Raw genomic sequence first — 24266 nt, 5'->3', positions numbered from 1 at the left:
GATTCCTGTGGCAGTTAAACTTCGCATGAAACGCTTGGGGCGAAAGCATCGCTCCTATTTTCGCATTTGTGCTACCGATTCCCGCGCCCCGCGCGATGGCCGGGTAATTGAGGAAATCGGCAGTTACGATCCGATGATTCCGCTGACCGATGCCCGTTGCACGCTCAAGCACGATCGGGTGCAGTATTGGCTGGGCGTGGGCGCTACGCCGTCGGATCGGGTCAGCATTCTCATTAAAAAATACGGCCCAGCCGGCACGCACTTGAAGGAACAGGAAGCCGCTGTCGCCCAATACAAAGCCCCCAAGACCGTGCCCGATGCCGGTCCTCCGGCCGAAATCGCCAAGCCAAAGAAAGCCGAAGAAGCTCCAGCCGAAAGCGCGCCCGCTGGGGAATCATCCGGCGGCGTGGAAGCGACGGCGCCGGCGGCGGAGTAAGTTGCGGCAATTGCAGAATACTGATTATTTAATGCAGATTGCAAATTGAGTGCTTGGGACGGTCAAATCTTCAAATAAGCATCCACAGTTCTTGCCGCAGGGGGTAAGCGTGCATGGACCAAAACACCCGAAGCTTGCTGCTGAGGTGGCGCGCACTCGAACGTAATGATTCGATGAATGCTGTAAAATCACGAGTCCATCTTTTGTGGTTTTTGGGACTTGTGTTTTGTATTATCGTTGTTTTTGGCGTGATTTACAGATTCCACCCCGCAATCATCGCAATTGCAGCTGCTGCAATGGGATGGCTAGTTGCTGAATGCAACGCTTTGCGAAGCCGAATGCTGCAATGGCCTATATTCAAGCAATATATCGACTGGCAGCACGTTCACAAAGATATAGGCGATTCTGGATCAACGCCGAATACATAACTCAATCTCCATTCTTCAGCTAGTATTCTGCAATCGGCATCCGCCATGCGATTCGATGTTCTCACGCTGTTTCCGGAAATCTTTTCCGGTTATCTCAGCCAGAGCTTGCTCAAGCTGGCCATTGAGCGCGGGCTGGTGCAGGTGAATTTGCACAACATTCGTGATTGGGCCCAGGGAAAGCACAAAGTGGTGGACGATCGGCCCTACGGCGGCGGCCCAGGAATGCTGCTGAAAGTAGAGCCGGTGGTGGAATCGGTCGAAGCGGTTCAAAAGATGCCGCCGAATGGTTCAGCTTCGGCCGGAAACGCAGCCGAGCCCGGGCATCTCATCATGCTCACGCCGACGGGACGAAAATTAACGCAAGCCGTGGTGGAAGAACTGGCCGATCACCAGCGGCTGCTGCTCTTGTGCGGGCGGTACGAAGGGTTCGACGATCGGGTGCGGCAGATTTTGCAGCCCGATGAAATTTCCATTGGCGATTACATTCTCGGCGGCGGCGAAGTGCCGGCCATGGTGCTGATCGACACGGTCATTCGCCTGGTGCCGGGAGTGCTGGGAGATGAAGATAGCGCCCGGTGTGATTCGTTTTCGGTGCAGTCGCCTTCTGTTCAAGCAACTTCCGCTGGGGGCTTGCTTCGCTCGACCTCAGCCACCCCGGGCGTCACGGAAGGTTCGACTCCGGGCAATCTGCGATTATTAGAGGGGGGCCATTTTACACGGCCTCGGGAATATCGCGGCCTAACCGTACCGGAAGTGTTGATCAGCGGCGATCACGAAGCCATCGCCCGGTGGCGGGCCGAGCAAGCTTTACAAATTACCGGCCGGCGGCGGCGAGATTTACTCGACGGAACACCGCATTCGGCGCCGGAAAAGTTGCGGGAATCGAAAAACTCACCGTCTTAGTTATTGGCTGCCAACCGTTTACTGCGATCGTGCGGCCGCGCATCAATCTCGTCGCAGTCCCCCTTGGGGATCGCCGAAAAACCAGTTACACTACTAGTTCGCCCTTTACGGCACGGATTATCGCTCGGGTGACCCCACACATCAAATCGACTGCAACTGAATATGAGCCAGCAAATACTTGAACTCGTTGAAAAAAGCAGCCTCAAGGCTGATGTTGCTAAATTCGCCATTGGCGACACCATCGACGTGCATACCCGGATTTTGGAAGGCGAAAAAGAGCGGGTCCAAGTTTTCAACGGCGTGGTGATTGCCCGCAGCGGCTCCGGCAGCCGCGAAATGTTCACGGTCCGCCGCATTGTGCAAGGAGAAGGCGTGGAGCGGAAGTTTCCGCTGCACTCGCCGAAGATTGCCAAAATTGAAGTCAAGCGCAGCGGCGTGGTGCGCCGGGCGAAATTGTACTTCCTGCGCGATCGGGTGGGCAAAGCCGTTCGGCTCCGCCAGCGCCGCGGCGAGAAAGGCGAAGTGCTGGTTCCCGGCGAGGAATCGGCAGGCACCGAGCCCAAGCGGAAGGAAAAGGAAGGAACCAAGCGCGAACCGGCTGCGGTTTAAGTTTCTAGTGAATCGCGGAGACGCCGATAGGGCAGTTTTAATAAGGAAACCAAGGATTCAAGAATAAAGCAAATGCAAGTCAATGAACTTGTTGGCTCATTCCTGCCTTCTTGCTTTCCTTATCGAATCTATTCCTTTCTGTGCCTCCGCGTCTATGTGGTTAATCTCCAGGCTTGAGGTTTCGCCATGAGCTGGCCGGCGACAATTCGGTCGCGCTGGGTAAAATTCTGGCAGCCGAAACCGCTGGGTTATTTGGGCGAACGGGCGGTGGAAAAGCATCTCAAACGCCAAGGCTACAAAATTGTCGCCCGGGGCCTGCGGCTGCGCGGCGGCGAGCTAGATTTGGTGGCTGTCGAGAACCGCACAGTGGTGTTTGTGGAAGTGAAAACCCGGCGCACGGCACACTTCGGCCTGCCACAGGAAGCGGTCGATTCGCGCAAACAGTGGCGGCTCACTCGGGCGGCACTGTTTTACCTGAAACGGCATGGATTGCTGGAATATCCCGCGCGCTTTGACGTGGTGGCGGTCACGTGGCCGCACCAAGCCAAACGGCCCACGATCGAGCATTTCCAAAACGCGTTCGAAGCGACCGGCGTGCAGGGAATGTATAGCTGAGGGGGTAATTGCAATTGTCTTCACGTAGGCGAGTTTCTCCGAAACTCGCTTCCGCGTCTCGGAGAGACGCGGCTACGGCAGTCACCTCTTACAAGTTTTGATTTTATCGCAATGCCGCGCTTTGCAATATCGTCAGTTGTTCAATACCGCTTTTGGCCAGCCGCAGCAAGGCTTGCAATTCGTCCTCGCTAAAGGTGGCTTCTTCGCCGGTGCCTTGCACTTCAATGAAGCGGCCATCGCCGGTCATGACGACGTTCATGTCGACAGCGGCATCGACATCTTCGGAGTAATCCAGATCCAACATCGGTTGGCCTTCGACCATGCCCACGCTGACGGCGGCCACGCTGGCGGAGAGAATTTTTCGCACAGGCGATGTGCCTGCCGGAAATCCACCAGGCTGAGGACAGCCCGGCTCCGACAGTGTTGCCAGCGCGTCGACCAGCGCAATATACGCGCCGGTGATGCTGGCGGTGCGCGTACCGCCATCGGCTTCCAGCACATCGCAATCGATGGCCACGGTCCGCTCGCCAATGGCATCTAAATCGATGATGGCCCGTAAACTGCGACCAATCAGCCGTTGAATTTCCGTGGTGCGGCCGTCGGTTTTGCCGTCGCGCTCCCGTTTTTTTCGCGGACTGGTGCTGCCGGGGAGCATGTTGTACTCGGCGGTGAGCCAGCCGCGGCCTTTGCCCGCCATCCACTCGGGCACTTTAGAATCGACCGATGCGGTACACAACACGGTGGTGCCGCCGGCCTGAAACAACACGCTGCCCGGCGCCGTGCGCGTGAACCGGCGCGTGATTTTCACCGGGCGGAGCTCATCCTTTTTTCGTCCGTCATGCCGCATGGAAGAGAATAGAGAGTAGGGAGTAGAGAGTAGGGGGTTATGGAATTAGCGAGATTTTTTTCTTGAGAGACTTTTGTATTGCCCGAATCATCTTCCCAATTTCGTCGAGTCGCTTGAGAAATTGGTCGACTTCTGTTGCTTCCAAGTATCCTGACATTTCGGCCAGCGTTAAATGAGTTTCCAATTCTGCGCGAGATCCTTGTGCAACAGAAAGATGATAGAGGTACTCCTTCGTTGATTCGCGTTCATGTCCTTCGGCAATGTTGGCAGGGATGGAAACAGCCGCGCGTTGAATTTGTGATGCTAATCCAAAAGTTTCATGTTTAGGAAATGCCAGAGTTGATTGACGAATCGCATGGGCAACGTCCACACTGCGTTGCCAAACAATCAAGTCTCGGTAATTATCGACTTTCATCCCAGCCACTTCTTCGCCAGAAAAAATTTAGAAGAGATCGAATTCATTTGTTTATCTCTATCCTCTACTCTCTACCCCCTCTTCTCTAACCTCTGGCCGTGAGCAGCCACGCTAAAATTCCCTTCTGCACGTGCAGGCGATTGCTGGCTTGCTGCACGACAACACTGTGGGAGCTGTCGATGACTTCGTCGGTCACTTCTTCGCCGCGGTGGGCTGGCAAGCAGTGCATGAAGTATGCCTCGGCCGGGGCCTGCTTCATTAGTGCGGCATTCACTTGGTATGCGGCAAAAGCTTTGCGGCGTTTGGCGCTTTCGGTTTCTTGCCCCATGCTGGCCCACACGTCGGTGTACACGGCCACAGCGCTTTTCACCGCGGCGACCGGATCATTGGTCAGCGTCAAATCGAGTTGTGGAATTTCGCGCTGGAACCGGGCTACATCGTCCGCACTGAAGTGATACTCCTTCGGCGTGGCCACGATAATTTTCATTCCCAGCCGGCCGCAACCTTCCACCAAACTGCGGGCTACGTTGTTGGCATCGCCCACGTAGGCCAGCGTGAGGCCGTTCAATTTGCCGACCAGTTCGCGCAGCGTGTATAAATCGGCCAGCGCTTGGCAAGGATGCGCGTAATCGGTCAAGCCGTTAATCACCGGGCAGGTGCTGTGCTGGGCGACTTCGGCCACGGTCTCGTGCCGCTTGGAGCGAATAACTACGCCGTCGACGTACTGGCTGAGGACGCGGGAAAAATCGGCCATGCTCTCGCGCGAACCGAACCCCACGTCTTGGCCCAAAAACAAGCTGCCGCCGCCGAGTTGCACCATGCCGGCTTCAAAGCTTACCCGGGTGCGGAGCGAGGGCTTTTCGAACAGCATGCCAATCACGCGGCCCGGCAAAATGGCTTCGCGGATGCCCTGGCTGTACTTCGATTTCAAATCGGCCGTGATCGCAAAGATGCGCTCGATTTCGGCGGTGGTCAAATCAGTGACGCAAAGTAAATGTCGCATGGGATGTAATCGATTGTTTGCCCGCCTTGTTCGCAGCGCACTGGCGGCTTGGTCGGTTAACTCTTTGAATGCTGTTTAACCACGGCGGCTAAAATATCGCAGCCTTCGTGAACTTGTTCTTCGCTCATATTCAAGGCCGGCAGCAACCGCAGCACAGTGCCATGGGTGCAATTGACGAGAAGGCGTTTGTCGAGACAGCCTTTGACAATTGGAGCGCCGTCGACGGTAAGCTCCACGCCGATCATCAGGCCCAGAATTCGCACCTGGCGAATCAAATTGCACTCGTGCTGCAATTGCTCCAGCCGCGACTGGAAAATTTTGCTGATTTGCTGGGCGTGCTCCAGCAAGTTCTCGTTTTCGACGGCTTCGATGTACGCCACTCCGGCTCGGGCGGCGATAGGGTTGCCACCGAAGGTGGCGGCATGCATTCCCGGACGCAGGCTGGGAGCAATTTCCGGTTTGGTCAAAAGTGCGCCGCCGGCAATGCCGCCGCAGACTGCTTTGGCCAGCGTCATGACATCGGGCGTAACGCCAAAATGTTGATAGGCAAACCACGCTCCGGTGCGGCCACAGCCGGTTTGCACTTCGTCGAACATCAGGAGCAACTGGTTTTCGTCGCACAATTCGCGCAGGCCGGGAAGAAAATCGGCTGGCGGAATGTTAATGCCTCCTTCACCTTGCACCGGCTCGACTAAAATGGCGGCGGTTTCGTGATCGATCAAATTTTTCACGGCATTCAAATCGCCGAAGGGAGCATACACAAAGCCGGCCATCAGCGGGCCCAAGCCTTCGTGATATTTCGGCTGGGCGGTGGCGGCGGTGGCGCCCAAGGTGCGGCCATGGAAGCCGCCGGTGAAGGTGATAATTTTGTAGCGCTCCTTCGGCGTGTGGAGGCGAGCCAATTTAATGGCGGCTTCGTTGGCTTCGGTGCCGGAGTTGCAGAAAAATGCCTGCCCGCCAAAGCTGCGCTCCGAAAGGGCCTGCGCCCATTGTCCTTGCCACGGCGTGTGCCAGGTGTTGGGAACGTGAATGAGCGTGGCCACCTGGTCTTGCACCGCCTCGACCACCGCCGGCGGGCAATGCCCCAGCAAATTGCATCCCCAGCCGGGAAAGAAATCCAAATAGCGATTTCCCTCCGCATCCCACACATACGATCCCTCGCCACGCACCAGCGACACCGGATACCGGACGTAATTGGGCACCACGTATTTTTGGAACTGCTCAATCGTTTCGGCCGAAGTTTGTGTGGCGGTGGCGGTCATGGCGAGTTAGGGGCTAGAAGTTAAGGGTTTGGGGCTAGGAAAAGATCATGACATTTAATTTCAATTGAAGTTCGCATGCACCGAGTTTCGTTCGATTATTTTGCACTTTGCACGCCGCCTTCCGTCCACCGCCTACAGCTTGCTGCCTACTACTTCCGTCTGTCACTCGTCGCGGATCATTTCGGTGCCGACACCTTTGTTGGTGTAAATTTCCAACAGTAGCGAGTGGCGGAGTTGGCCGTCGATGATGTGAATTTTACGGACGCCTTTATCCAGGATTGCCAGGCAGCCCTCGACTTTCGGAATCATGCCGCTTTCGATGGCTCCCTCGCGGATCATTTCCCGGGCTTGCTCGGCGGTGAGCGAATGAATGAGCGTGCCGGGATCGTCCTTTTTGCGGCGCACACCATTTACGTCGCTCAAAAAAATTAACTTCTCCGCGCCTAAGGCCGTGGCGATGGCGGTGGCGGCGGTGTCGGCATTCACGTTCAGTTTTTCGCCGCCGGGGCCTAAGCACATCGAGGGAATTACGGGAACTTGTCCGGCGTAGCACAGGTTTTCGATGGTCGTGCGATCTGCCCGAGTGACCGTGCCGACGTGGCCTAAATCGATGTCATGGCCGGCGTCGTCCTTCAGTGTGATGCGCTCGCCAAACAAAACGTTCGTGGTGCGAAAATTGAGCGGCATCGCCCGGCCGCCGAATTCTTCAATCGAGTGGGCAATTTGCTCGCAGGTTTGGTAGGCCAGCACTTCTTCGACAATTTTCAGCGTAGCATCGTCGGTGTATCGGCGGCCCTGGATGAATTTCGGCTTCAACCCGGCGGCATCCATGGCGCGGCTGATGGCCGCCCCGCCGCCGTGCACCACCACCGGCCGCATACCGACGCTTTCCATGAACACAATGTCCACCAGCAAATGCCGCAGCGCATTCTGGTCTTCCATGACGCTGCCGCCCAGCTTGATGACCGTGACCTTGTCGCGGAAGCGTCGAATCCAGCCCAGAGCTTCGATCAGCACGTCGGCTTTTTCGATGGCGTGTTGATGTTGCTGTTCGACCATAGCAGTAAGCAGTAGGCGGCAATAATATGCGGGGAAACATGTTATTTAACCGTTTGCCAAGGGGGCCTGTCAACGATCCTCACCGGGGTCTAGACACATTGATTGTTCAAGAGCCGGTGGGTATTCTTATTGCAACGGGATTGCAAAAGCCGGCCGTTTGCTGGCGGCGGCATTTCTTTCGCGACCTTCGCCTTCAATCGTCAGATGTTTTACCGTCAAACCGCCCGAGTGTTGCTGGCTTGCTACGGCGTCATTGCGCTGGCCGGGCAAGGGTTGCACGAATTTTTGGATGATTGATTGCGATCAGGGAAGGCAGCCTGCGCAAGTCATCGCAGTCCAGTCGGCGCTAAACGGGCAGGTGAACCAGGCGGCAGGATCACGAACCGTCGAATCTCCTGCCAGGCATCAGCACGATTGCGATCACTGCCCCATTTGCCAGCATCAATCGATGGGGCAGCATTTTATCGCTTCCGCACCGTCGGGTATCGGACTGGCGGTGTGCGAAATTCTGTTGCCGGGACGAATTGCATCTGTCCATTGCCCGGCGCTGTTCTCTTCTTCTCAGCCGCGCGCTCCGCCAATCGCTTGAGGGCGGTTTTGTTGCTTGGTGCTGATGCGCGTTGGGAACCATCGCGGCTAATTCTTATTTCTGAATTGGATGTCCGGTCCTGCTACGCTGCGCGACCGGCGGTCGCGGCTTTATAAAGGAGAATACCTATGAATGCGCCTGTCGCTGCGCGGCGTGGTTTTACGCTGGTGGAATTGTTGGTTGTGATTGCGATGAGCCGGCAATTTCCAAAGCGAACGTGAAATTGGTCGGCGAGTTGAAAACCGCGATCGGCGCGAAAAAAACCGATTGGCTAGAGGCCGCCGCCAAGCACCTGGCCGAGCATCGTCAGCAAGGGCAGGTCTCCAACGAGGAAAATGAAGCCTTGGAATCGATTGTGGCCGCCGCCCGCCAAGGCCATTGGGATGACGCCAGCGCTCTACTGACTCGGCTGATTAATGCCCAACAGGGGCCTTAATCCGCCATGCCGAGCCGATATTTAGGCCCATTTCTGCCCAAAAAAGCCACTCGCAATTACGGGCGAAAATCTGCTTGACGTGGGCGAATTAGGCAAGTACAACATAACAAATGATGTATATGCGCCGTTTAAGCGAAGGAACAGCGTTCCGAAAGCTTTATTTCCAAGGTTGCTTTCATTTGTTGGGAGAGGCAATGTTAATGAACAACAAGCCGAAGATTTTTTGCTGTGGGCTGGCACTCATGTTGATGTCCGCCGCGCCGGCGTGGGCGCAGGTTTCTGGCTCCGCCAGCATCACCGCCGCGCAGAATGGGGCCAATTGGAATTACACCATCAATTTGAAAAACACGGGCACAGCCGGCCAGGGGAACATTGAAACATTTTGGTTCGCTTGGATTCCAGGGGACGACTTTTTGCCATCAGTGCCCAACGTCACCGGTAAGCCGACCGGTTGGACCGACTACGTCGAACAGAATCCTTTTTACGGCGGCTATAGCATTGAATTTTACGATCAAACGGTAGGCACCGATCCGCTTACGCCTGGTCAAACGAGCAATGCATTCACATTTACGAGTCCTGATTCGCCAACCGTTCTGCAGGGCAACGATCACTATTTCGGTTTTTATCCAATCACCGAATCGTATATTTATTCCAGCCAAGGCGCATCAACTGCTGGCCTTGACCCCACGGGCGTATTCAATGTTTTCCCGAACATATCGATTACCACCGTGCCTGAGCCGGCCAGTATTGTGTTGGGGGGAATTGGGGGAGTGTTGGGCTTGATGATTTGGCGCCGACGGCGCGCAGCAGTAGCATAATCAAAAACACATCAGTGCAGTCGGTTTGCCGAACACCAAGGACGGGCGTCTTCGAAAAGGAGACGCCCGTTTTTTTTGCACTCTCGCCAAGCACGGCGCGAAAATTATGGCAACACAAATTGCTGGCCAGCGATTCATCGCGGTTTTGGTCAGCTAGCACCAGCCAAATGGGCCGGCTGCATCCGCAGAGTGTAGATGGTATATTCGTGCCGCCGTTTTGGTTGGATTGCTCTACGCCATCGAAAATTCATCATCGGTTATGCTCACGCCTGTCGCCATTGTGCTTGCCGCCGGCAAAGGGACGCGGATGAAATCCGACCTGCCCAAGGTGTTGTTCCCGGTTTGCGAGCGGCCGATGATCGAATACGTGCTGGATGCGCTGACCGAAGTGGGCGTGCGACGTGTCGTGGTGGTCGTGGGCTACCGGGCCGATTTGATGCGCGAAAAATTAGCGCATTGGCAACGCGGAAGCGCCAACACCCCGGCCCTCTCCCAAGGGGATAGGGAGAAGATGGTTGTGGAGTTCGTGGAGCAATCGCCGCAGTTGGGCACCGGGCACGCCGTGATGGTGTGCCGGCCGGCGCTTTCCAATCATGCGGGTCAAATTCTAATTCTCACGGGCGATTCTCCGCTAGTGCAGCCGTCCAGTTTGCGGGCCATGTTTGCCGATTTCGAGCGCACCCGACCAGCCTGCCTGATGGGCACGGCCGACAAGCAGAACCCGCAGGGGTTGGGGCGTGTCGTACGTGATGCGGGCGGCAACTTTCTGGCGATTGTCGAAGAAAAAGATGCCACGCCCGAGCAAATTGCCCTGACCGAAGTGAATATGAGCTATTATCTGTTCGACAGCCGCGAGTTATGGCACGCGCTAGATCAAACTCGCAACCAGAATGCCCAGGGGGAGTATTACATCACCGATTGCCCTGGTATCCTGAAAGCGGAAGGAAAAGACGTGCGGGCGCTATGTGCTTTGTCGGCGTGCGAAACACTCAGCGTGAATACCGTCGATGAGTTGGCGGCGGTGGAAAGAGAATTGAAATCGCGCTCCGCTGCGCATCGCGGTTAAACGGCAAGCGCAAATGATCGTGGACGACTGATTGTTCACAACGGACCGCTGACTACCGACCACTGACTACTGCCGGCGATGAACGATCTTAAAATTTTCAGCGGCCGCGCGAATCCGGTTCTGGCCGGAAAAATTAGCGAATATTTGGGGCTGCCGCTAGGAAAGCTCAGCATCGGCAATTTTCCCGACGGCGAAATTTCTTGCAAAATTGATGAAGACGTGCGCGGCCGTGACGTGTTCATTGTGCAACCAACGTGCCCGCCGGTGAACGAAAACCTGATGGAGCTGTTGATTATGATCGACAGCTTCCTGCGGGCCAGCGCCTACCGCATTACCGCGGTGCTGCCTTATTTCGGGTACGCTCGGCAAGACCGCAAAGATGCCGGCCGCGTGCCGATTACCGCCAAGCTGGTGGCCAACATGATTGCCCGAGCCGGAACCGATCGGGTGCTGGCGATGGATTTACACGCCGCGCAATTGCAGGGCTTTTTCGACGTGCCGGTCGATCACTTGTACGCCGCCCCGGCGCTCAACGAATACTTCCGCAACCAAGGCTTGACCAAAAACGACCTGGTGATTGTCAGCGCCGACGAAGGGGGCATTAAGCGGGCCCTGGGGCATGCCAACCGCTTGGGAGCGCCGCTGGCCGTGGTCGATAAACGCCGCACCAGCCCCGACACCACGAAGCAGGAGAACATCATCGGCGCGCCGGTCAAAGACAAAATTGTACTCATGTTCGACGACATGATCAGCACCGCCAGCAGCATTTGCGGCGCGGCCAAGGTGCTCAAAGAAAACGGCGCCCGCGAAATTCACGTCGCCGCCACACACGGCGTGCTGGTGGGTCCGGCCATCGAGCGGCTCAGTTCGGCATCGATCGACACGGTGGCCATTACCGACACCATTCCGCTCAAGCCGCAGCAGACGTTGCCGAAAATTAAAATCGTTTCCGTCGGGTCACTTTTGGGGCAGGCCATCAAACGCATCCACCGGAATGAATCGGTGAGCATGCTGTTCGGATGAGCAGAAATTTCTTAACCGTTGCAATCGATCTAGTAAATGGCCCATGCCGAACGACATTGATATCGCTCGCGAGTTTGCCAAGCGAATTCATGTCGATGGCATGCATCACGATGCGAACGTTGAATTGATTGGCCATTTCCATCAACTCCCTTACGCAGGCGTCGAAAAACTAGCCGGTAACAGCTACCAATTCGTCGTCGATCCACAACTTGCATTGGTGGCAATCTTGCCCGATGAATTCATTCCGGAACCCGCAATTTCGTACCGCATCACGGGCAAGCTCACTGCGACTGGTCACCTCGGGCTGTTTCCTGGTGTACGAGTCCAGACCTTTGCCCGCGACTGATTTCTCTCCGGAATTCTCACGTTTTTTCAGCGATCTAATACCAATGGTCTGCCATAATTGACTTTTGCCGTTTCGCGGGCTTAGATTGAATTACGGGCTAGTTGGCGCGGGCGGAACTTAGGAGGCAATTATGTTCGCTTTTCATGGGAGCCGAGCTTTCAATTTATTCAGCCGCGACCGTTTTACGTGGCTAATTCTGATTGCAAGTGCGCTGGCAATTAGCATCGGCAGCGTGCCATCGGCCTGGGCGCAATATGGCGCCGGCGCCATGCCGTACATGCCGCGCACCAACTCACGCAATAATAATAACGCTAACAATCCCCGCGGCGCACAGCCATTTTCCGGATCCGCCACCATCTCGGCGATTGGCTCGGTCGGTTTGGAAGTTACCGATTCCAACGGCACCAACTGGGCGCTCAAGCCGGACAAAAATTGCGTCACTCGCGTCACGGGCACGGCCGACCCTAGCTTTCTCAAGCCCGACTTGCTGGTGAAGTTCAGCAGCGAATTCGACAAAAAAGGCAAAGCGAGTGCCCCGGTGAGCGAACTGGAAATTATTTCTCCGCAAACGACAAGCGCGCAGCGGCCAGAAACTGGCGGGCGGAAGGAAGGAAATGAAACCAGCGCCGGTCCCATCATTGGCCACATCAAGAGCATTAAAAATAATTTGCTGACCGTGCAAACGATCGGCGGTTTGTACACGGTAGAGCTGGCTGCCAACCCAACCATCAAAGTGAATGTTTCTGATCTTCGTTTAGCGCAAGTTGGCGATAAGGTGGACGCCACGGGGGCTTACAACCAACAGGGATTGGCGGTGGCGAAGGAAATTACCGTCACGCTTTCCAATCCGCTGGGAACTCCGGCGAAGAAGAAGCCAGCCGATGCTAAATCGGCAGCCGGCAATTCCGCAGCAGCGAATAAATAAACACTCCCCCTGCTCTCAAATTCCGCTGCGGCCGAGGGTGTCGATCAAGCTTTTAATCGATCCGGCTAGTGCCGGATGATTTTCTTCAAAGTGGCGCGCTGCTTCCCCCAACCGCCGCATCAGCGGCTTGGCCGGCGGAAGCGTCTTGTTTTGCAGCGCTTGTTGAATTTCCTGCAGAGCGGCGGTCAATTCCGCGCGAGCAGCCGGATCAAGCGCGTCGATTTCCGCCAACTGTTGATGCAATTGCTCCAGAGTTGTTTTCAATCGTAGGGAATTGATCGACATGGCAAAGTCTCCCCTTTAGTCAAAACGAACGCGGAAATCCGCTCGAAATTATACGGCAAAAAGTCCGCAAATTGCCAGTGTCCCAGCCCCGGTCGCGGCGACTCTGTTCAGGAAGGCTGTGGAATCGCTATGCTGGGAACTTGATTTTCGCAGCAGCCCGCAATTTTCCGACGGGAGATTTTTTATGTCGTCCACCCTTCTGCCCACCACCCAGCGTCCGGCGTGGAAGGCGCTCCAGCAACATGTCGAGCAAGTCAAGGCCACGCATTTGCGAAAATTATTCGCCGACGATCCGCAGCGCGGCACGCGCCTGGCGCAAGAAGCTGTCGGCGTGTATTTCGATTACTCCAAAAATTTAATCACCGATGAAACGCTCAAGCTGCTGTTGCAGCTGGCTGCCGAAAGCGGCTTGCGCGAGCGCATTGCGGCCATGTTCGCCGGCGAAAAAATCAACATCACCGAACGCCGTGCCGTGCTGCACATCGCCTTGCGGGCGCCCAAAGGCGAGAAATTTTTGGTCGATGGGCAAGATGTCGTGCCCGAGGTGCACAAGGTGCTCGACAAAATGGCGGCTTTTTCCAACCGCGTTCGCTCAAACCAGTGGCGCGGCCATACGGGTAAGCCGATAAAAAACATCATCAACATCGGCATTGGCGGGAGCGATTTAGGTCCAGCCATGGCCTACGATGCCCTGCGATTCTATAGCGACCGTAGCCGCACGTTCCGCTTTGTCTCAAATGTTGACGGCACCGATTTTGCCGAGGCCACGCACGATTTGGACGCCGAAGAAACGCTGTTCATCATTTCGTCGAAAACGTTTACCACGCTGGAAACCATGACCAACGCGCACACGGCCCGGCAATGGTCGCTGGCCAAATTGAAAGACGAAAAAGCCGTGGCCAAACATTTCGTGGCGGTTTCCACCAACGCCACAGAAGTAGCCAAATTCGGCATCGACACGGCCAACATGTTCGAGTTTTGGGATTGGGTTGGCGGACGATATTCGTACGATTCGGCCATCGGGTTGTCGCTGATGATCGCCATTGGCCCGGAGCGCTTTCACGAAATGCTCTCCGGCTTTCACGCCATGGACGAGCATTTCCGCACCGCGCCCTTTGAGAAAAATTTGCCGGTGCTGCTGGGGCTCATCGGCATTTGGTACAACAATTTCCTTGGCGCGCAATCGGTGGCGATTCTGCCGTACGATCATTATTTGGGCCGGCTGTCGGCGTATTTGGAACAGCTCGATATGGAGAGCGACGGCAAAAGCGTCGACTTGGACGGCAACCGCGTGAACTACCAAACCGGGCCTATCGTGTGGGGCACGCCGGGCACGAACGGTCAGCATGCGTACTATCAGTTGATTCACCAAGGCACCAAACTCATTCCCTGCGACTTCATCGGCTTTGAGCAAACGCTCAATCCATTGGGTCGGCACCATGAACTGCTCATGGCCAACATGTTCGCCCAGACCGAGGCGTTGGCGTTCGGAAAAACCCGGGAGGAAGTCATCGCCGACGGCGTGCCCGATTACCAGGTGCCGCACCGGGTGTTTGCAGGGAACCATCCGACAAACACGATTATTCTGAATAAACTGACCCCGGAGTCGCTGGGAAAAATCATCGCCCTGTACGAACACAAAATTTTCACGCAGGGGACGGTGTGGCATATCAACTCGTTCGATCAATGGGGTGTAGAATTGGGCAAGATGCTGGCCATGCGAATTATTCCGGAGTTGGAAAACAAATCCGCCGCACTCAAACACGACAGCTCCACGAACACGTTGATTTCACGCTACCGCCAATCTGGGAGCAAGTAACCCAAAGAGGAACCGCAGAGACGCGGAGAGAGCAGAAGAAAAATTCATAAGAGGCTGTTTCAAAACTGGACTTCCTTCAAGGGTGGCGGGGGTCGAGTGCCGCCGAGCCCCCAGTGAATAGGCTGCTGGGGGCTCCCTTCGGTCGACCCCAGCCACCCGATTCCTAGTTTTGAAACAGCCTGTAAGGAAGCCAGGGAAGCAGGAATGGAGAGTTAAAAAATTTTGAATGAATGTATTCTAATAATCGCGATCGAACAGCGTTCAATTTTTCGCCGATGTTCTTTCTTGAATTCCTAACTTCCTGGCTTCCTTATAAAAATCTTCCTCTGCGTTCCTCTGTGCCCTCTGTGGTTAAATCATTCGTTCCATGATCGAACTTGCCCCTTCCATACTCGCCGCGGATTTTACTCGCCTGGGTGAGCAGGTTTCCGAGGCGCTGGCCTGTGGCGTGAAGCGGATTCATTGCGACATCATGGACGGCCATTTTGTGCCCAACATTTCCATGGGGCCGCTGGTGGTGCAGGCGATTAAGCCCATCGTCGCCAAGGCCGGGGCGATCCTTGAAACGCACCTGATGATCGAGCAACCGGAGCGCTACATCGCCGATTTTGTACAGGCCGGGGCAAATTTAGTAACCGTGCATGTGGAAACCTGCCCCCATTTGCACCGCACGCTGCAGCAAATCCGCGAATTGGACGCCCAAGCGGGAGTGGCTTTGAACCCGGCCACGCCGCTGGTGATGTTGGAAGAAATTCTGGGTGACATCGATTTAGTGCTGGTGATGACGGTCAATCCGGGCTTTGGCGGGCAGGAATTTATACCCGACAGCGTCGATAAAATCGCCCGGCTGAAAAAAATGCTGGCCGAGCGAAATCTTTCCCACGTTCACATCGAAGTTGACGGCGGCATTCATACCGGCACCATCGCCGCGGCGGAAAAAGCCGGCGCGACGATTGCCGTGTGCGGCACTGCGGTGTTCAACCAAGAAGCCAGCATCGCCGACAACATCGCCGCCCTGCGGAAAGCGGCGGATAAATAACTGGGCAATGTTATTATTTTCCCGACGTTCGATGATCAAGCCATTTTTTGAACGACGCTTGGCTTTCACCCGATGGTTTGCCGGCGAGCAATCCTTCCACGCTTAGGTCTTCGTCGAGATCGGGCCAATGGATTCCGTGGCCGTTGCCAATTAATCGCCAATGGCTCCGCTCGGCAATGGTGCCGTGCGAAAGCCGCGGAAACCAGGCCAGCGGCGCCGAAATAATGCGGCCGTCCGACAGTTCAACCGTCAGCAAATCTGGCCCGACGCTGACTTTTACGGCGCATGCCGCTTGCGATTCAACCGAAGTACTCATTCCAGCGATCCATTAAAAATTGATGATGGTCAACGGCAATTTTTTCGATGCGATTGATTTCATGCGCAGCAAAGCCGTAACTCCACTGGATTCGCACAGGGTCTAGCCAAAATTTAGCCTCAGCTGCGTCGCGTTCCACGTGAATATGCGGCGGCTCGTCTCGGTCGCCAGCGTAAAAAAAGAACCGATACGGGCCGTTGTGAAGCACCGTGGGCATACAAGCATATTACAAGTATACCATCATTTAAACAACGCTGTTTGGCAGTCTTCGATTTCAAACACACCGTGGCGTTTACTTCCAGCTGCGCGCTACTTCCACCAGCGTGCGGAGCATGCAGGCAGTGGCGCCGCCGTCGGACCAGGGCTTGGGCTTTTCTAGAAAGGCCGGGCCGGCAATGTCGAGATGCGTCCAGGGCACGTCGCCGACGAATTGCTCCAGAAATTTCGCGGCGGTGATCGCCCCGCCCCAGCGGCCATCGCCGACGTTTTTAATATCGGCCACATCGCTCTTGATTTGTTCGTCGTAAATCTCGGGTGTCATCGGCAGTTGCCAGGCGGGTTCGCCGGCGCGCCGGGCGGCTTCCAAAACCGCATCGCACCAGAGTTGATTGTTGGTCATCGCGCCGACGGTTTCGGTTCCCAGTGCCACCATGCAAGCGCCGGTGAGCGTGGCCAGATCGATCATTTTGGAGGGCTTTTCATCCAGCGCCACGTTCAGCACGTCAGCCAAAACCAGTCGGCCTTCGGCATCGGTATTATGAACTTCAATCGTCCGGCCGCTGCGGGCCGTGAGGACATCGCCCAGCTTGAATGCTGCCGGACCGGTCATGTTTTCGACCAGGCCCATCAGGCCGACGACGTTGATCGGCAACTTCATTCGGGCGATGGCTTGCATCGCCCCCAATACCGTGGCGGCGCCAGCCATATCGCACTTCATGGTCAGCATGCTATCGGTTGGCTTGAGCGACAGGCCACCTGAATCGAACGTGACGCCTTTGCCGACCAGGGCCAATTTAGGCGCTTGCGGTTTTGCGCCTGCATGCCGCAAAATCACCAACCGTGACGGCCGAGATGATCCCCGCCCCACGGCCAACAACGATCCGCACTTTTCTTTTTCCAGCCGCGATTGATCCCAGATTTCGCATTCCAGTCCGTCGGCTTGGGCCACTTCGGCGGCGCGGGCAGCGAACGTTTCCGGATAGATGTTGTCCGGCGGCTCATTGACCAAGCGGCGAGTAAGATTCATGCTTTCGCCGAGAGCGGCGCCGTTGGCAATCGTTTTTTCATCGCTGCCGGACCACAAAATTTCATCGAAGGGCTGACGCTTTTTTTCCGCCCGATATAAATCCTGTCCCTGGCAGCCGACGACGGCGCCAGCCACAGCGGCTTCGGTTTGATCGACCTTGGCGTCGCCCAAAAAAAACGCCACGGTGTTGCGTTTTTTGCCAGCCAGTTGCTTGGCGGCAGCGGCGGCGGCGCGAAAAGCAATTCCGGCGTTGAATTTTTCGCGATCGCCCAAGCCAATCATCAACAACTGCCCGGCGGCAATGCCCGGCGGAGCCAATAGCGGCGTCAGCTCGAATTTTTTGCCGGCAATTTCCTCTCGTTCCATCAGCTTGGACAGCAGCCCGTTCGTGGCTTTGTCGGCTTCGGCCACGGCGCGGGTCGCTTTGGGGTCGGATGATTTTTCGTTGGCGAAGATGCCCAGCACGACGGCATCGGCGGCCGTTTGGGCCAAGGGCGAATTGCAAAGTTTGATGTTCATGCGTGCAATTTTAGCGAATCGACGGCTGTTCCAAGAGGCCCCGGGGGCTAAACTTGAGGGCACGTTTTACCGCCCGCCCCCCTTGTGGCTCGCGGCTAAACCGCAAGTGGATGGATGCCAGCGCGACCGACACGGTCGGGCCATGTAGGGTTCAATATGGGTTATCGGAATCTTCGAGAATGTGTTGACGAATTAGCCGCCACGCGCCAGTTAGTGCGCGTGGATGACGAAGTCGACGCCAATTTGGAAGCGGCGGAAATTCACCGCCGGGTGAATCAAGCAGGCGGGCCGGCGGTGCTGTTCACACGAGTGAAGGGTTGTGCGTTCCCGATGGTGTGCAATTTATTCGGCACCCTCGAACGAGCCCGGTATATATTCCGCGATTCGCTGGACAACGTGCGACGCCTGATCGAAATGAAAATCGATCCCCGCGCCGTTCTCAGGCAGCCGTCGCAATGGCTGGGTGCGACGAGAACTGCACTAACGCTATTGCCCAAGCGCGTGCGGAGCGGGCCGGTATTAGATCACGAAACAACGATCGATCGCCTGCCGCAATTGAAGTGCTGGCCCGAGGATGGCGGAGCATTTATCACTTTGCCCCTGGTATACACGGAGGACGCTGATCATTCCGGCTGGCGGCATTCGAACTTAGGGATGTATCGCGTGCAGCTTTCCGGGGGCCAATATCGGCCGAATGAGGAAGTCGGGCTGCATTATCAAATTCATCGCGGCATCGGCGTGCATCATGCGGCGGCGGTGCGCCGAAAAGAACCGCTGAAGGCAAACATTTTTGTCGGCGGCGCGCCGGCCATGATGTTGGCCGCGGTCATGCCGCTGCCGGAAGGCATGCCGGAAATCGCTTTTGCCGGCGCGCTGGGGCGGCGACGAGTGCCGCTGATCGAATCAAAATCGACAGCGCGACAATTGCCGATCTACGCCGAGGCCGATTTTTGCATCTGTGGCACAGTCAATCCCCGGCGAACATTGCCCGAGGGACCGTTTGGCGATCACTTGGGCTATTACAGTCTGGCGCACGAGTTTCCGGTATTGTGCGTGAAGCGAGTGTACCATCGAACCGGAGCCATTTGGCCGTTCACGGTGGTTGGCCGGCCGCCGCAGGAAGATACCGTGTTTGGCCAGTTGATTCACGAACTTACCGGCCCGATCATTCCGACGGTAATTGCCGGCGTGCGGGCTGTGCATGCCGTGGATGCGTCGGGGGTGCATCCATTATTGTTGGCCATTGGCAGCGAACGCTACACGCCCTATTCAAAGCCGGATCGCCCGCAGGAATTGCTCACGCAAGCCAACGCCATTTTGGGGCAAGGGCAGTTGTCGCTGGCCAAGTATTTGCTGATTGTCAACGGCGGCGATGATGAGCAGTTGGACGTTCACAATGTGGCGGCCTTTTTCGCGCATTTGTTGCGGCGCGTCGATTGGCGGCGTGATTTGCATTTCCAAACTTGCACGACCATCGATACGCTGGATTACTCGGGCGAGCGGTTGAACGAGGGTTCGAAGGTCGTCATTGCGGCGGCTGGACCTGTGCAACGTGAATTGCCGACGGAATTGCCCGGCGATTTACGCTTGCCAAACGGCTTCCGCAATCCGCACATTTGTTTAGCTGGCGTGTTAGCTGTGGAAGGACCCAAATATTCCGCAGCTACGGGAGAAAATGATTCATCGGTAGCCCAATTTTGTAGCGCGCTGGCGTGTGAGGATGCGATCAATCAATTTCCGCTGATAGTGATTGTCGACGATAGCCAATTCACGGCCGCCTCGCTGGCGAACTTCCTGTGGGTCACCTTCACGCGCAGCAATCCGGCGGCCGATCTCGACGGTATTGGCTCGTTCGTGGAGCACAAACACTGGGGCTGCGCGGGAGCCTTGGTGATCGATGCTCGACTCAAACCGCACCACGCGCCACCGCTGTTGCCCGATCTGGAAGTATCTCGACGAGTGGATAAATTTTTTGCAGCCGGCGGCCCACTGCACGGAATTGGCTAGCGGCGAAGATGTTAAAATGAACGACATGGAAATTCGATTGTGGTTCCTGCTAACGTGGCTGTTCGTGCTGGGCGCGATCATTGGTAGTTTTTTGAATGTGGTAATTTACCGCTTGCCGCGGGGTCTGAGTTTGCAGCGGCCGGGTTCACAATGTCCCCGGTGCGGCCATCCGATTCGTTGGTACGATAACGTGCCGATTTTCGGCTGGCTGTGGTTGCGCGGAAGGTGTCGCGATTGTAGGGCGGCAATTTCTCCGCGCTATCCGCTCGTGGAATTAGCCGTCGGCTTGATGTTCTTGACGCTGGGTTGGACCGACTGGGCGCGACCGCAACAGCTGGCTTGGGAGGCTGCCGATACCGCTGCGATTCAGGCAGCCAGGCAAAAAAGCAATCGCGCAGCCGATGCGCAGGATAGCAGCCCATCGGAAGCCACGGCGTCCAAGGCAACGGAAGCTGGCGGGCAGACCGCACAATTTGTCTGGCAATATGTGTTTCATTTGTTGCTGCTTTGCCCGTTGCTGGCAGCGCTGCTGATCGATGTCGATGGGAATAACTTGCCGCGGCGGTTAATTACATGGCCTGCGGCGGGCGGAATTTTGATTGCCATGTTTTGGCCGCAGGTGCAGGCATTTCCGCTATGGCATGCCTCCGCGAGCGAAGAATGGATCAGTATACGGGCTTTGGCCACGGCCTTCGTGGGCATGCTGACCGCGGTGGTAATGCGGTTGGCAATTCTGAATCAAATGGGTTTGCAGCGTCCGCGCGAATTGGGCTTGTGGAATAGCACGCTGGCGTTATATGCCGTGGGCGCATTCTTGGGTTGGCAAGCGGTATTGGTGATTGGCGGCGCGGCGAATATTTGGTCGCTGATTAAACCAGCAGCACCGGCGAAACGAGTGATGGCGAGAATTCAGCCGACAGCAATCGTGTTTTTCGGCTCGCTTTTGTGGTGCTTGGTGGAGCAGCCGCTGGCCGCATGGATCCATTCGTGGTAGTGCGAAGCACAGCGCCGCAACGTTTATTGCACGGTAGCATTCGCTACGCATGCTTTTCCCAAATTCCAACCACGGCGGGCGGGTAACTGCGCACATCCCACTGCTGGGCATCGGGCAGTTGGCTGAAATCGAATCGGACATCCGCCTCCACGCAGAAAATGCTGTGTGGCGAGGCGCGCTGGATCAACCCCGTTATTAAGGCCAGCATTTCGCCGCTTTGTTGTACATAAAAATCGTACGGTGGGGAGCAAAATACCACCCAGGGCACCGCGGGCAATTCCGGCCAGCGCTGGGGCCACAACAGCGTGTTGGTCGGCAGAATGGTGCATTGCGATTCCACCCCCAAGACGGCCGCATTTTGGCGGATAATGTCGGCGGTGGGAAAGTGCCGTTCCACCAATGTAGCGCTGACGGCGCCGCGGCTAATGGCTTCCAAACCCAGTGCGCCGGTGCCGGCAAACAAATCGATGGCATGCTTTCCCTTCACCGCGTGGCCCAAAAGATTGAACATCGCTTCGCGCACCCGATCTTTCATGGGTCGAGTGCGCGGATCGCCGGTGAACAACAATTTTCGTCCGCGCAGTGAGCCGCCAATAATTCGCGGCGGCGACATGGTTGTCGGCGACTGTGCTGCGGATTTCGATGATTTGTTCGGCACGAATTGAACCTCTAATCGCGTGCAGATGGGGCTAAGGTTATGGTACGCTAGAAGGAGAAGATCCGCCATCACATGGTCACCGAACACAATTCAAGCAATTCTGACATTCTGATGATTTCGATGATGCCGAAAGCAGCTCCTTTCACTTACGTGTGCCAGCGGAGCAAAACGATTATTTTCGCAGCGGTGCTTTTGCTGTGCGGAGCATGTCTGCTCCACGCCGCCGAAAACGATAGAAAGCCGGCCACTGCAGCCGGCAAAACTGAAAAGCAAGCGCCGGCGGCCAAGAGCGCCAATATGGAGACAGCCGAAAGTGCCAAGCAAGGCGAAGCCACGGCGGAAAGTGGCGCCTCAACGGATGCCGGTGCAGATTACCGCAAGCTGCTGGATCAATGGCGGGCCTCGCTGGTTGAGGTTGCCGATATGCAATCGCAGATTCGATTTAGCGGGCCGGAACAGCGGAATTCCCTGGAACCGCAATATGCCATGCTGGCGAGTCGAGCCGAGGCCATTCTCTCCAAGTTGCAGATTGCTGCCGAAAAGGCTTACGCGGCGAACGATCAAGACCCCGAGCTTACGCAGTTTTTGTACAACGTAGCGGTCGGCGCGCTACGCACCGACAATTACGAGGAAGCTCTGCGGCTTGCGAAACTGCTGATCGAACATCACTATCCCGACAAAAGTATTTATCGCATCGCGGCAACGGCGGCTTTCGCCACAATGCGTTTGGACGACGCGAAAAAATATTTGGAAGCGCTGGGAGACGGAAAAATCCCCAACGAGTCTGGTGTACAAATATTGGCCGGAGAAATTGAACACTACCGACCGCTGTGGCAGCAGGAACAAAAACTCCGTCAGGCTGAAGCAAAGGTCGACGATTTGCCGCGTGTGAAATTGCACACGACTCGGGGAGATATTGTGCTGGAGCTGTTTGAGAACGAAGCCCCCAACACCGTGGCGAATTTCATCAGTTTGGTGGAAAAAAAACTTTACGACGGCACCCAATTCCACCGCGTGTTGCCCGGATTTATGGCCCAAGGCGGCGATCCGTTGAGTAAAGACGCGGCGAAAAATCAAGCTTACATTGGCAGCGGCGGCCCCGGTTACACCATTGCCGACGAATGCAAACTGCCCAACCATCGCGACCATTTTCTGGGCACGCTCAGCATGGCCCACACGTCGGCGCCCGATTCCGGTGGTTCTCAGTTTTTTATTACCTTCGCACCCGCGCCAACTTTAGATGGCATACATACCGTGTTCGGGCGTGTGATAGAAGGCTTGGATGTACTGCCAAAACTGCAACGAATTGATCCCACCTGGGAAAAAGAACATGCTTCCGGGGTGCAGCCGGACCGAATTCTCAAAGCCGAGGTGCTTCGCAAGCGCACTCACCCGTACGAGCCGAAGACCATTGAAAAAAAATGAAGCCCGCCGATCAAACAGTGGCCGGCAATCTAGCATTATTGCGAAGCTTTCTTCGCTGGCAGCGCGCTCGCATCGGACCGCTTGCCTGGGCAGAATGAACTTTTTCAAGCTCTGCGCGACGTATAAGTAGCAGGCGACCGTGTTCGAAGAGGGAACTTCCACATGGCAGACAGCCAAATGGCTGAAATCGAGGCCATCTATCGCGACCATGCCCCCGCGCTGTCGCGCTATTTAGAGCGCAACTTTGGCAAGTGTGCGCCGGTGGAGGATTTGCTGCAAGAAACTTTCCTGCGGCTGTTGGCCCGAAACAATGCCTGGCAACGAGTCGAATCGCCGCGGGCGTTTTTATTCGGCATTGCCCGGCACGTCGGTTTGACGGCGCTGCGGCGCGCCAAGCTCGCGCCAAAACAAACCCTAACGGACATGGCAGCCACGCCTGCGATGGAAAACGATGATGCGCTGGCACAAATGCACGCGGCCATTGCGCAACTACCACAACCCATGCGGGAAACCTTGGAGCTGCGCTTGCGAGACGACCTTTCCTATGACGAAATTGCGGCGGTGTTGGAAATTCCTGTCGGCACGGTGCGCTCTCGGCTGCACAACGCCCTGCGCTTATTGCGAGATGTGCTGAAAAAGTGAGGTTGATATGGATCTGCAAAAAATCGAGCCGCTATTGATCGATTACGCATTGGACGTCGCGCCGCCGGAAGTAATGGCGCTCGTCGAAGCCTACGTGGAAAAAGACGCTGTCGCCGGCGCCCAACTGGTGCAGTGGCAAAGCGTTGTCGGTTTGGCCCGGCGTGCGATTCTCAATCGAAACTCCACGCTGGCCCTCGCCGCGATCCCCGTTTTTCCCCGCCGTCGGTTGCAAACTGCACAGCGGCGCACACGCATGCGGAAAGGGGCAACTTGGGCTGCGGCACTGGCCGCTTGCTTGACGCTTGGATTTTTTGCAGGCAGCCAAACACAACGTCAGCCTAATGCAACCGCCGCTGCCAGCGGCAATCAAAAACCGGCACTGGGCACCGCAGAGCGTCCCATTGCCGCCGTGCGGAATTTTGGCTCGCTGGCATGGCGGCGGGCGATGGTCCAACAAATTGCCGATCGTCCTGAGCAGCCATCGAATTACGCACTTAAAGATTTAATGATTCTGTATCATCCAACCGGAGGCTGAA

28 protein-coding genes and 1 pseudogene are annotated in these 24266 nt (G+C 56.2%); 19 read left to right on the top strand and 10 right to left on the bottom strand.

Annotated features, from left to right (window positions below; all coding sequences use genetic code 11):
- Positions 1-25: 25 nt before the first annotated feature.
- The 5 genes and pseudogenes from rpsP to VFE46_17145 all read left to right on the top strand — a co-directional run bounded on the left by rpsP (position 26) and on the right by VFE46_17145 (position 2991).
- Positions 26-436 (top strand): 30S ribosomal protein S16, encoded by a 411-nt coding sequence (gene rpsP / locus VFE46_17165; protein HZZ29729.1) that lies wholly within the window; start codon positions 26-28, stop codon positions 434-436.
- Positions 437-609: 173 nt separating this feature from the next.
- Positions 610-864 carry a hypothetical protein gene (locus VFE46_17160; GenBank protein ID HZZ29728.1) on the top strand — a complete coding sequence of 85 codons (255 nt, stop codon included), beginning with the start codon at positions 610-612 and terminating at the stop codon, positions 862-864.
- Positions 865-909: 45 nt separating this feature from the next.
- Positions 910-1767, top strand: coding sequence for a tRNA (guanosine(37)-N1)-methyltransferase TrmD (gene trmD / locus VFE46_17155; GenBank protein HZZ29727.1), 858 nt, complete (start codon positions 910-912; stop codon positions 1765-1767).
- Between the two features lie 162 nt (positions 1768-1929).
- Positions 1930-2274 (top strand): annotated as a pseudogene (gene rplS, locus VFE46_17150) (50S ribosomal protein L19).
- A gap of 288 nt (positions 2275-2562) precedes the next feature.
- Positions 2563-2991, top strand: coding sequence for a YraN family protein (locus VFE46_17145; protein HZZ29726.1), 429 nt, complete (start codon positions 2563-2565; stop codon positions 2989-2991).
- Positions 2992-3094: 103 nt separating this feature from the next.
- Here VFE46_17145 and rph read toward each other — a convergent pair whose 3' ends face one another.
- The 5 genes from rph to argB form a co-directional block, all read right to left on the bottom strand.
- Complete coding sequence (gene rph, locus VFE46_17140; protein HZZ29725.1) at positions 3095-3838, bottom strand: ribonuclease PH; 744 nt, start codon at positions 3836-3838, stop codon at positions 3095-3097.
- A 37-nt stretch (positions 3839-3875) separates the two neighbouring features.
- Positions 3876-4253: a four helix bundle protein gene (locus tag VFE46_17135; protein HZZ29724.1), complete on the bottom strand. Its 378-nt coding sequence runs from the start codon at positions 4251-4253 to the stop codon at positions 3876-3878.
- An 85-nt stretch (positions 4254-4338) separates the two neighbouring features.
- Entirely contained in the window at positions 4339-5256 is a 918-nt protein-coding gene (gene argF, locus VFE46_17130) for an ornithine carbamoyltransferase (GenBank protein ID HZZ29723.1), read from the bottom strand.
- A gap of 56 nt (positions 5257-5312) precedes the next feature.
- A complete protein-coding gene (locus tag VFE46_17125) occupies positions 5313-6518 on the bottom strand; it encodes an aspartate aminotransferase family protein (GenBank protein ID HZZ29722.1) in 1206 nt (401 codons plus the stop codon).
- A gap of 162 nt (positions 6519-6680) precedes the next feature.
- Positions 6681-7577, bottom strand: coding sequence for an acetylglutamate kinase (gene argB / locus VFE46_17120; GenBank protein HZZ29721.1), 897 nt, complete (start codon positions 7575-7577; stop codon positions 6681-6683).
- Between the two features lie 717 nt (positions 7578-8294).
- Between argB and VFE46_17115 the strand changes: the two genes are divergently transcribed.
- The 7 genes from VFE46_17115 (at position 8295) to VFE46_17085 (ending at position 12780) form a co-directional block, all read left to right on the top strand.
- Entirely contained in the window at positions 8295-8387 is a 93-nt protein-coding gene (locus VFE46_17115; GenBank protein HZZ29720.1) for a prepilin-type N-terminal cleavage/methylation domain-containing protein, read from the top strand.
- Positions 8384-8602 carry a hypothetical protein gene (locus VFE46_17110; GenBank protein HZZ29719.1) on the top strand — a complete coding sequence of 73 codons (219 nt, stop codon included), beginning with the start codon at positions 8384-8386 and terminating at the stop codon, positions 8600-8602. The genes VFE46_17115 and VFE46_17110 overlap by 4 nt, the downstream gene beginning before the upstream one ends.
- Positions 8603-8802: 200 nt before the next feature.
- Entirely contained in the window at positions 8803-9420 is a 618-nt protein-coding gene (locus VFE46_17105) for a PEP-CTERM sorting domain-containing protein (protein HZZ29718.1), read from the top strand.
- A gap of 259 nt (positions 9421-9679) precedes the next feature.
- Positions 9680-10486 carry an NTP transferase domain-containing protein gene (locus tag VFE46_17100; protein ID HZZ29717.1) on the top strand — a complete coding sequence of 269 codons (807 nt, stop codon included), beginning with the start codon at positions 9680-9682 and terminating at the stop codon, positions 10484-10486.
- Positions 10487-10564: 78 nt separating this feature from the next.
- Entirely contained in the window at positions 10565-11509 is a 945-nt protein-coding gene (locus VFE46_17095; protein ID HZZ29716.1) for a ribose-phosphate pyrophosphokinase, read from the top strand.
- A gap of 43 nt (positions 11510-11552) precedes the next feature.
- Positions 11553-11855 (top strand): hypothetical protein, encoded by a 303-nt coding sequence (locus VFE46_17090; protein ID HZZ29715.1) that lies wholly within the window; start codon positions 11553-11555, stop codon positions 11853-11855.
- A 130-nt stretch (positions 11856-11985) separates the two neighbouring features.
- A complete protein-coding gene (locus tag VFE46_17085) occupies positions 11986-12780 on the top strand; it encodes a hypothetical protein (GenBank protein HZZ29714.1) in 795 nt (264 codons plus the stop codon).
- Positions 12781-12795: 15 nt separating this feature from the next.
- On the opposite strand, the gene VFE46_17080 is transcribed toward VFE46_17085, so the two are convergent.
- Positions 12796-13065 carry a DUF4404 family protein gene (locus tag VFE46_17080; protein ID HZZ29713.1) on the bottom strand — a complete coding sequence of 90 codons (270 nt, stop codon included), beginning with the start codon at positions 13063-13065 and terminating at the stop codon, positions 12796-12798.
- Positions 13066-13249: 184 nt separating this feature from the next.
- On the opposite strand from VFE46_17080, the gene pgi reads away from it, so the two are divergent.
- Both pgi and rpe read left to right on the top strand, forming a co-directional pair.
- A complete protein-coding gene (gene pgi / locus VFE46_17075) occupies positions 13250-14884 on the top strand; it encodes a glucose-6-phosphate isomerase (GenBank protein HZZ29712.1) in 1635 nt (544 codons plus the stop codon).
- A gap of 367 nt (positions 14885-15251) precedes the next feature.
- Positions 15252-15923: a ribulose-phosphate 3-epimerase gene (gene rpe / locus VFE46_17070; GenBank protein ID HZZ29711.1), complete on the top strand. Its 672-nt coding sequence runs from the start codon at positions 15252-15254 to the stop codon at positions 15921-15923.
- A gap of 13 nt (positions 15924-15936) precedes the next feature.
- Here the strand turns inward: rpe and VFE46_17065 are convergent, their stop codons facing one another.
- The 3 genes from VFE46_17065 to VFE46_17055 form a co-directional block, all read right to left on the bottom strand.
- Entirely contained in the window at positions 15937-16239 is a 303-nt protein-coding gene (locus tag VFE46_17065) for a DUF2442 domain-containing protein (GenBank protein ID HZZ29710.1), read from the bottom strand.
- The gene (locus tag VFE46_17060; protein HZZ29709.1) at positions 16223-16456 is read right to left on the bottom strand and encodes a DUF4160 domain-containing protein; all 234 of its coding nucleotides are present in this window, start codon (positions 16454-16456) and stop codon (positions 16223-16225) included. Before VFE46_17060 ends, VFE46_17065 begins: the two co-directional genes overlap by 17 nt.
- 75 nt (positions 16457-16531) lie before the next feature.
- Entirely contained in the window at positions 16532-18004 is a 1473-nt protein-coding gene (locus tag VFE46_17055; GenBank protein ID HZZ29708.1) for a leucyl aminopeptidase, read from the bottom strand.
- A 156-nt stretch (positions 18005-18160) separates the two neighbouring features.
- Here VFE46_17055 and VFE46_17050 point away from each other — a divergent pair, with 156 nt between their 5' ends.
- Complete coding sequence (locus VFE46_17050; protein ID HZZ29707.1) at positions 18161-20011, top strand: UbiD family decarboxylase; 1851 nt, start codon at positions 18161-18163, stop codon at positions 20009-20011.
- Complete coding sequence (locus tag VFE46_17045; GenBank protein HZZ29706.1) at positions 19902-21005, top strand: prepilin peptidase; 1104 nt, start codon at positions 19902-19904, stop codon at positions 21003-21005. Before VFE46_17050 ends, VFE46_17045 begins: the two co-directional genes overlap by 110 nt.
- Positions 21006-21048: 43 nt before the next feature.
- Here VFE46_17045 and VFE46_17040 read toward each other — a convergent pair whose 3' ends face one another.
- Positions 21049-21663 (bottom strand): RsmD family RNA methyltransferase, encoded by a 615-nt coding sequence (locus tag VFE46_17040; GenBank protein HZZ29705.1) that lies wholly within the window; start codon positions 21661-21663, stop codon positions 21049-21051.
- A gap of 72 nt (positions 21664-21735) precedes the next feature.
- Between VFE46_17040 and VFE46_17035 the strand changes: the two genes are divergently transcribed.
- The 3 genes from VFE46_17035 (at position 21736) to VFE46_17025 (ending at position 24265) form a co-directional block, all read left to right on the top strand.
- On the top strand, positions 21736-23088 hold the full coding sequence (locus VFE46_17035; protein HZZ29704.1) for a peptidylprolyl isomerase: 1353 nt from the start codon (positions 21736-21738) through the stop codon (positions 23086-23088).
- Positions 23089-23250: 162 nt separating this feature from the next.
- Positions 23251-23730: an RNA polymerase sigma factor gene (locus tag VFE46_17030; GenBank protein ID HZZ29703.1), complete on the top strand. Its 480-nt coding sequence runs from the start codon at positions 23251-23253 to the stop codon at positions 23728-23730.
- Positions 23731-23737: 7 nt separating this feature from the next.
- Positions 23738-24265: a hypothetical protein gene (locus VFE46_17025; GenBank protein ID HZZ29702.1), complete on the top strand. Its 528-nt coding sequence runs from the start codon at positions 23738-23740 to the stop codon at positions 24263-24265.
- Position 24266: the final 1 nt, after the last annotated feature.

The sequence above is a fragment of the Pirellulales bacterium genome (assembly GCA_035656635.1).
In the GTDB taxonomy this organism is placed as follows: Bacteria; Planctomycetota; Planctomycetia; order Pirellulales; family JADZDJ01; genus DATJYL01.
The sequence above is the reverse complement of the archived record's forward strand: the minus strand, read 5'-3'. Positions and strand labels throughout refer to the sequence as shown.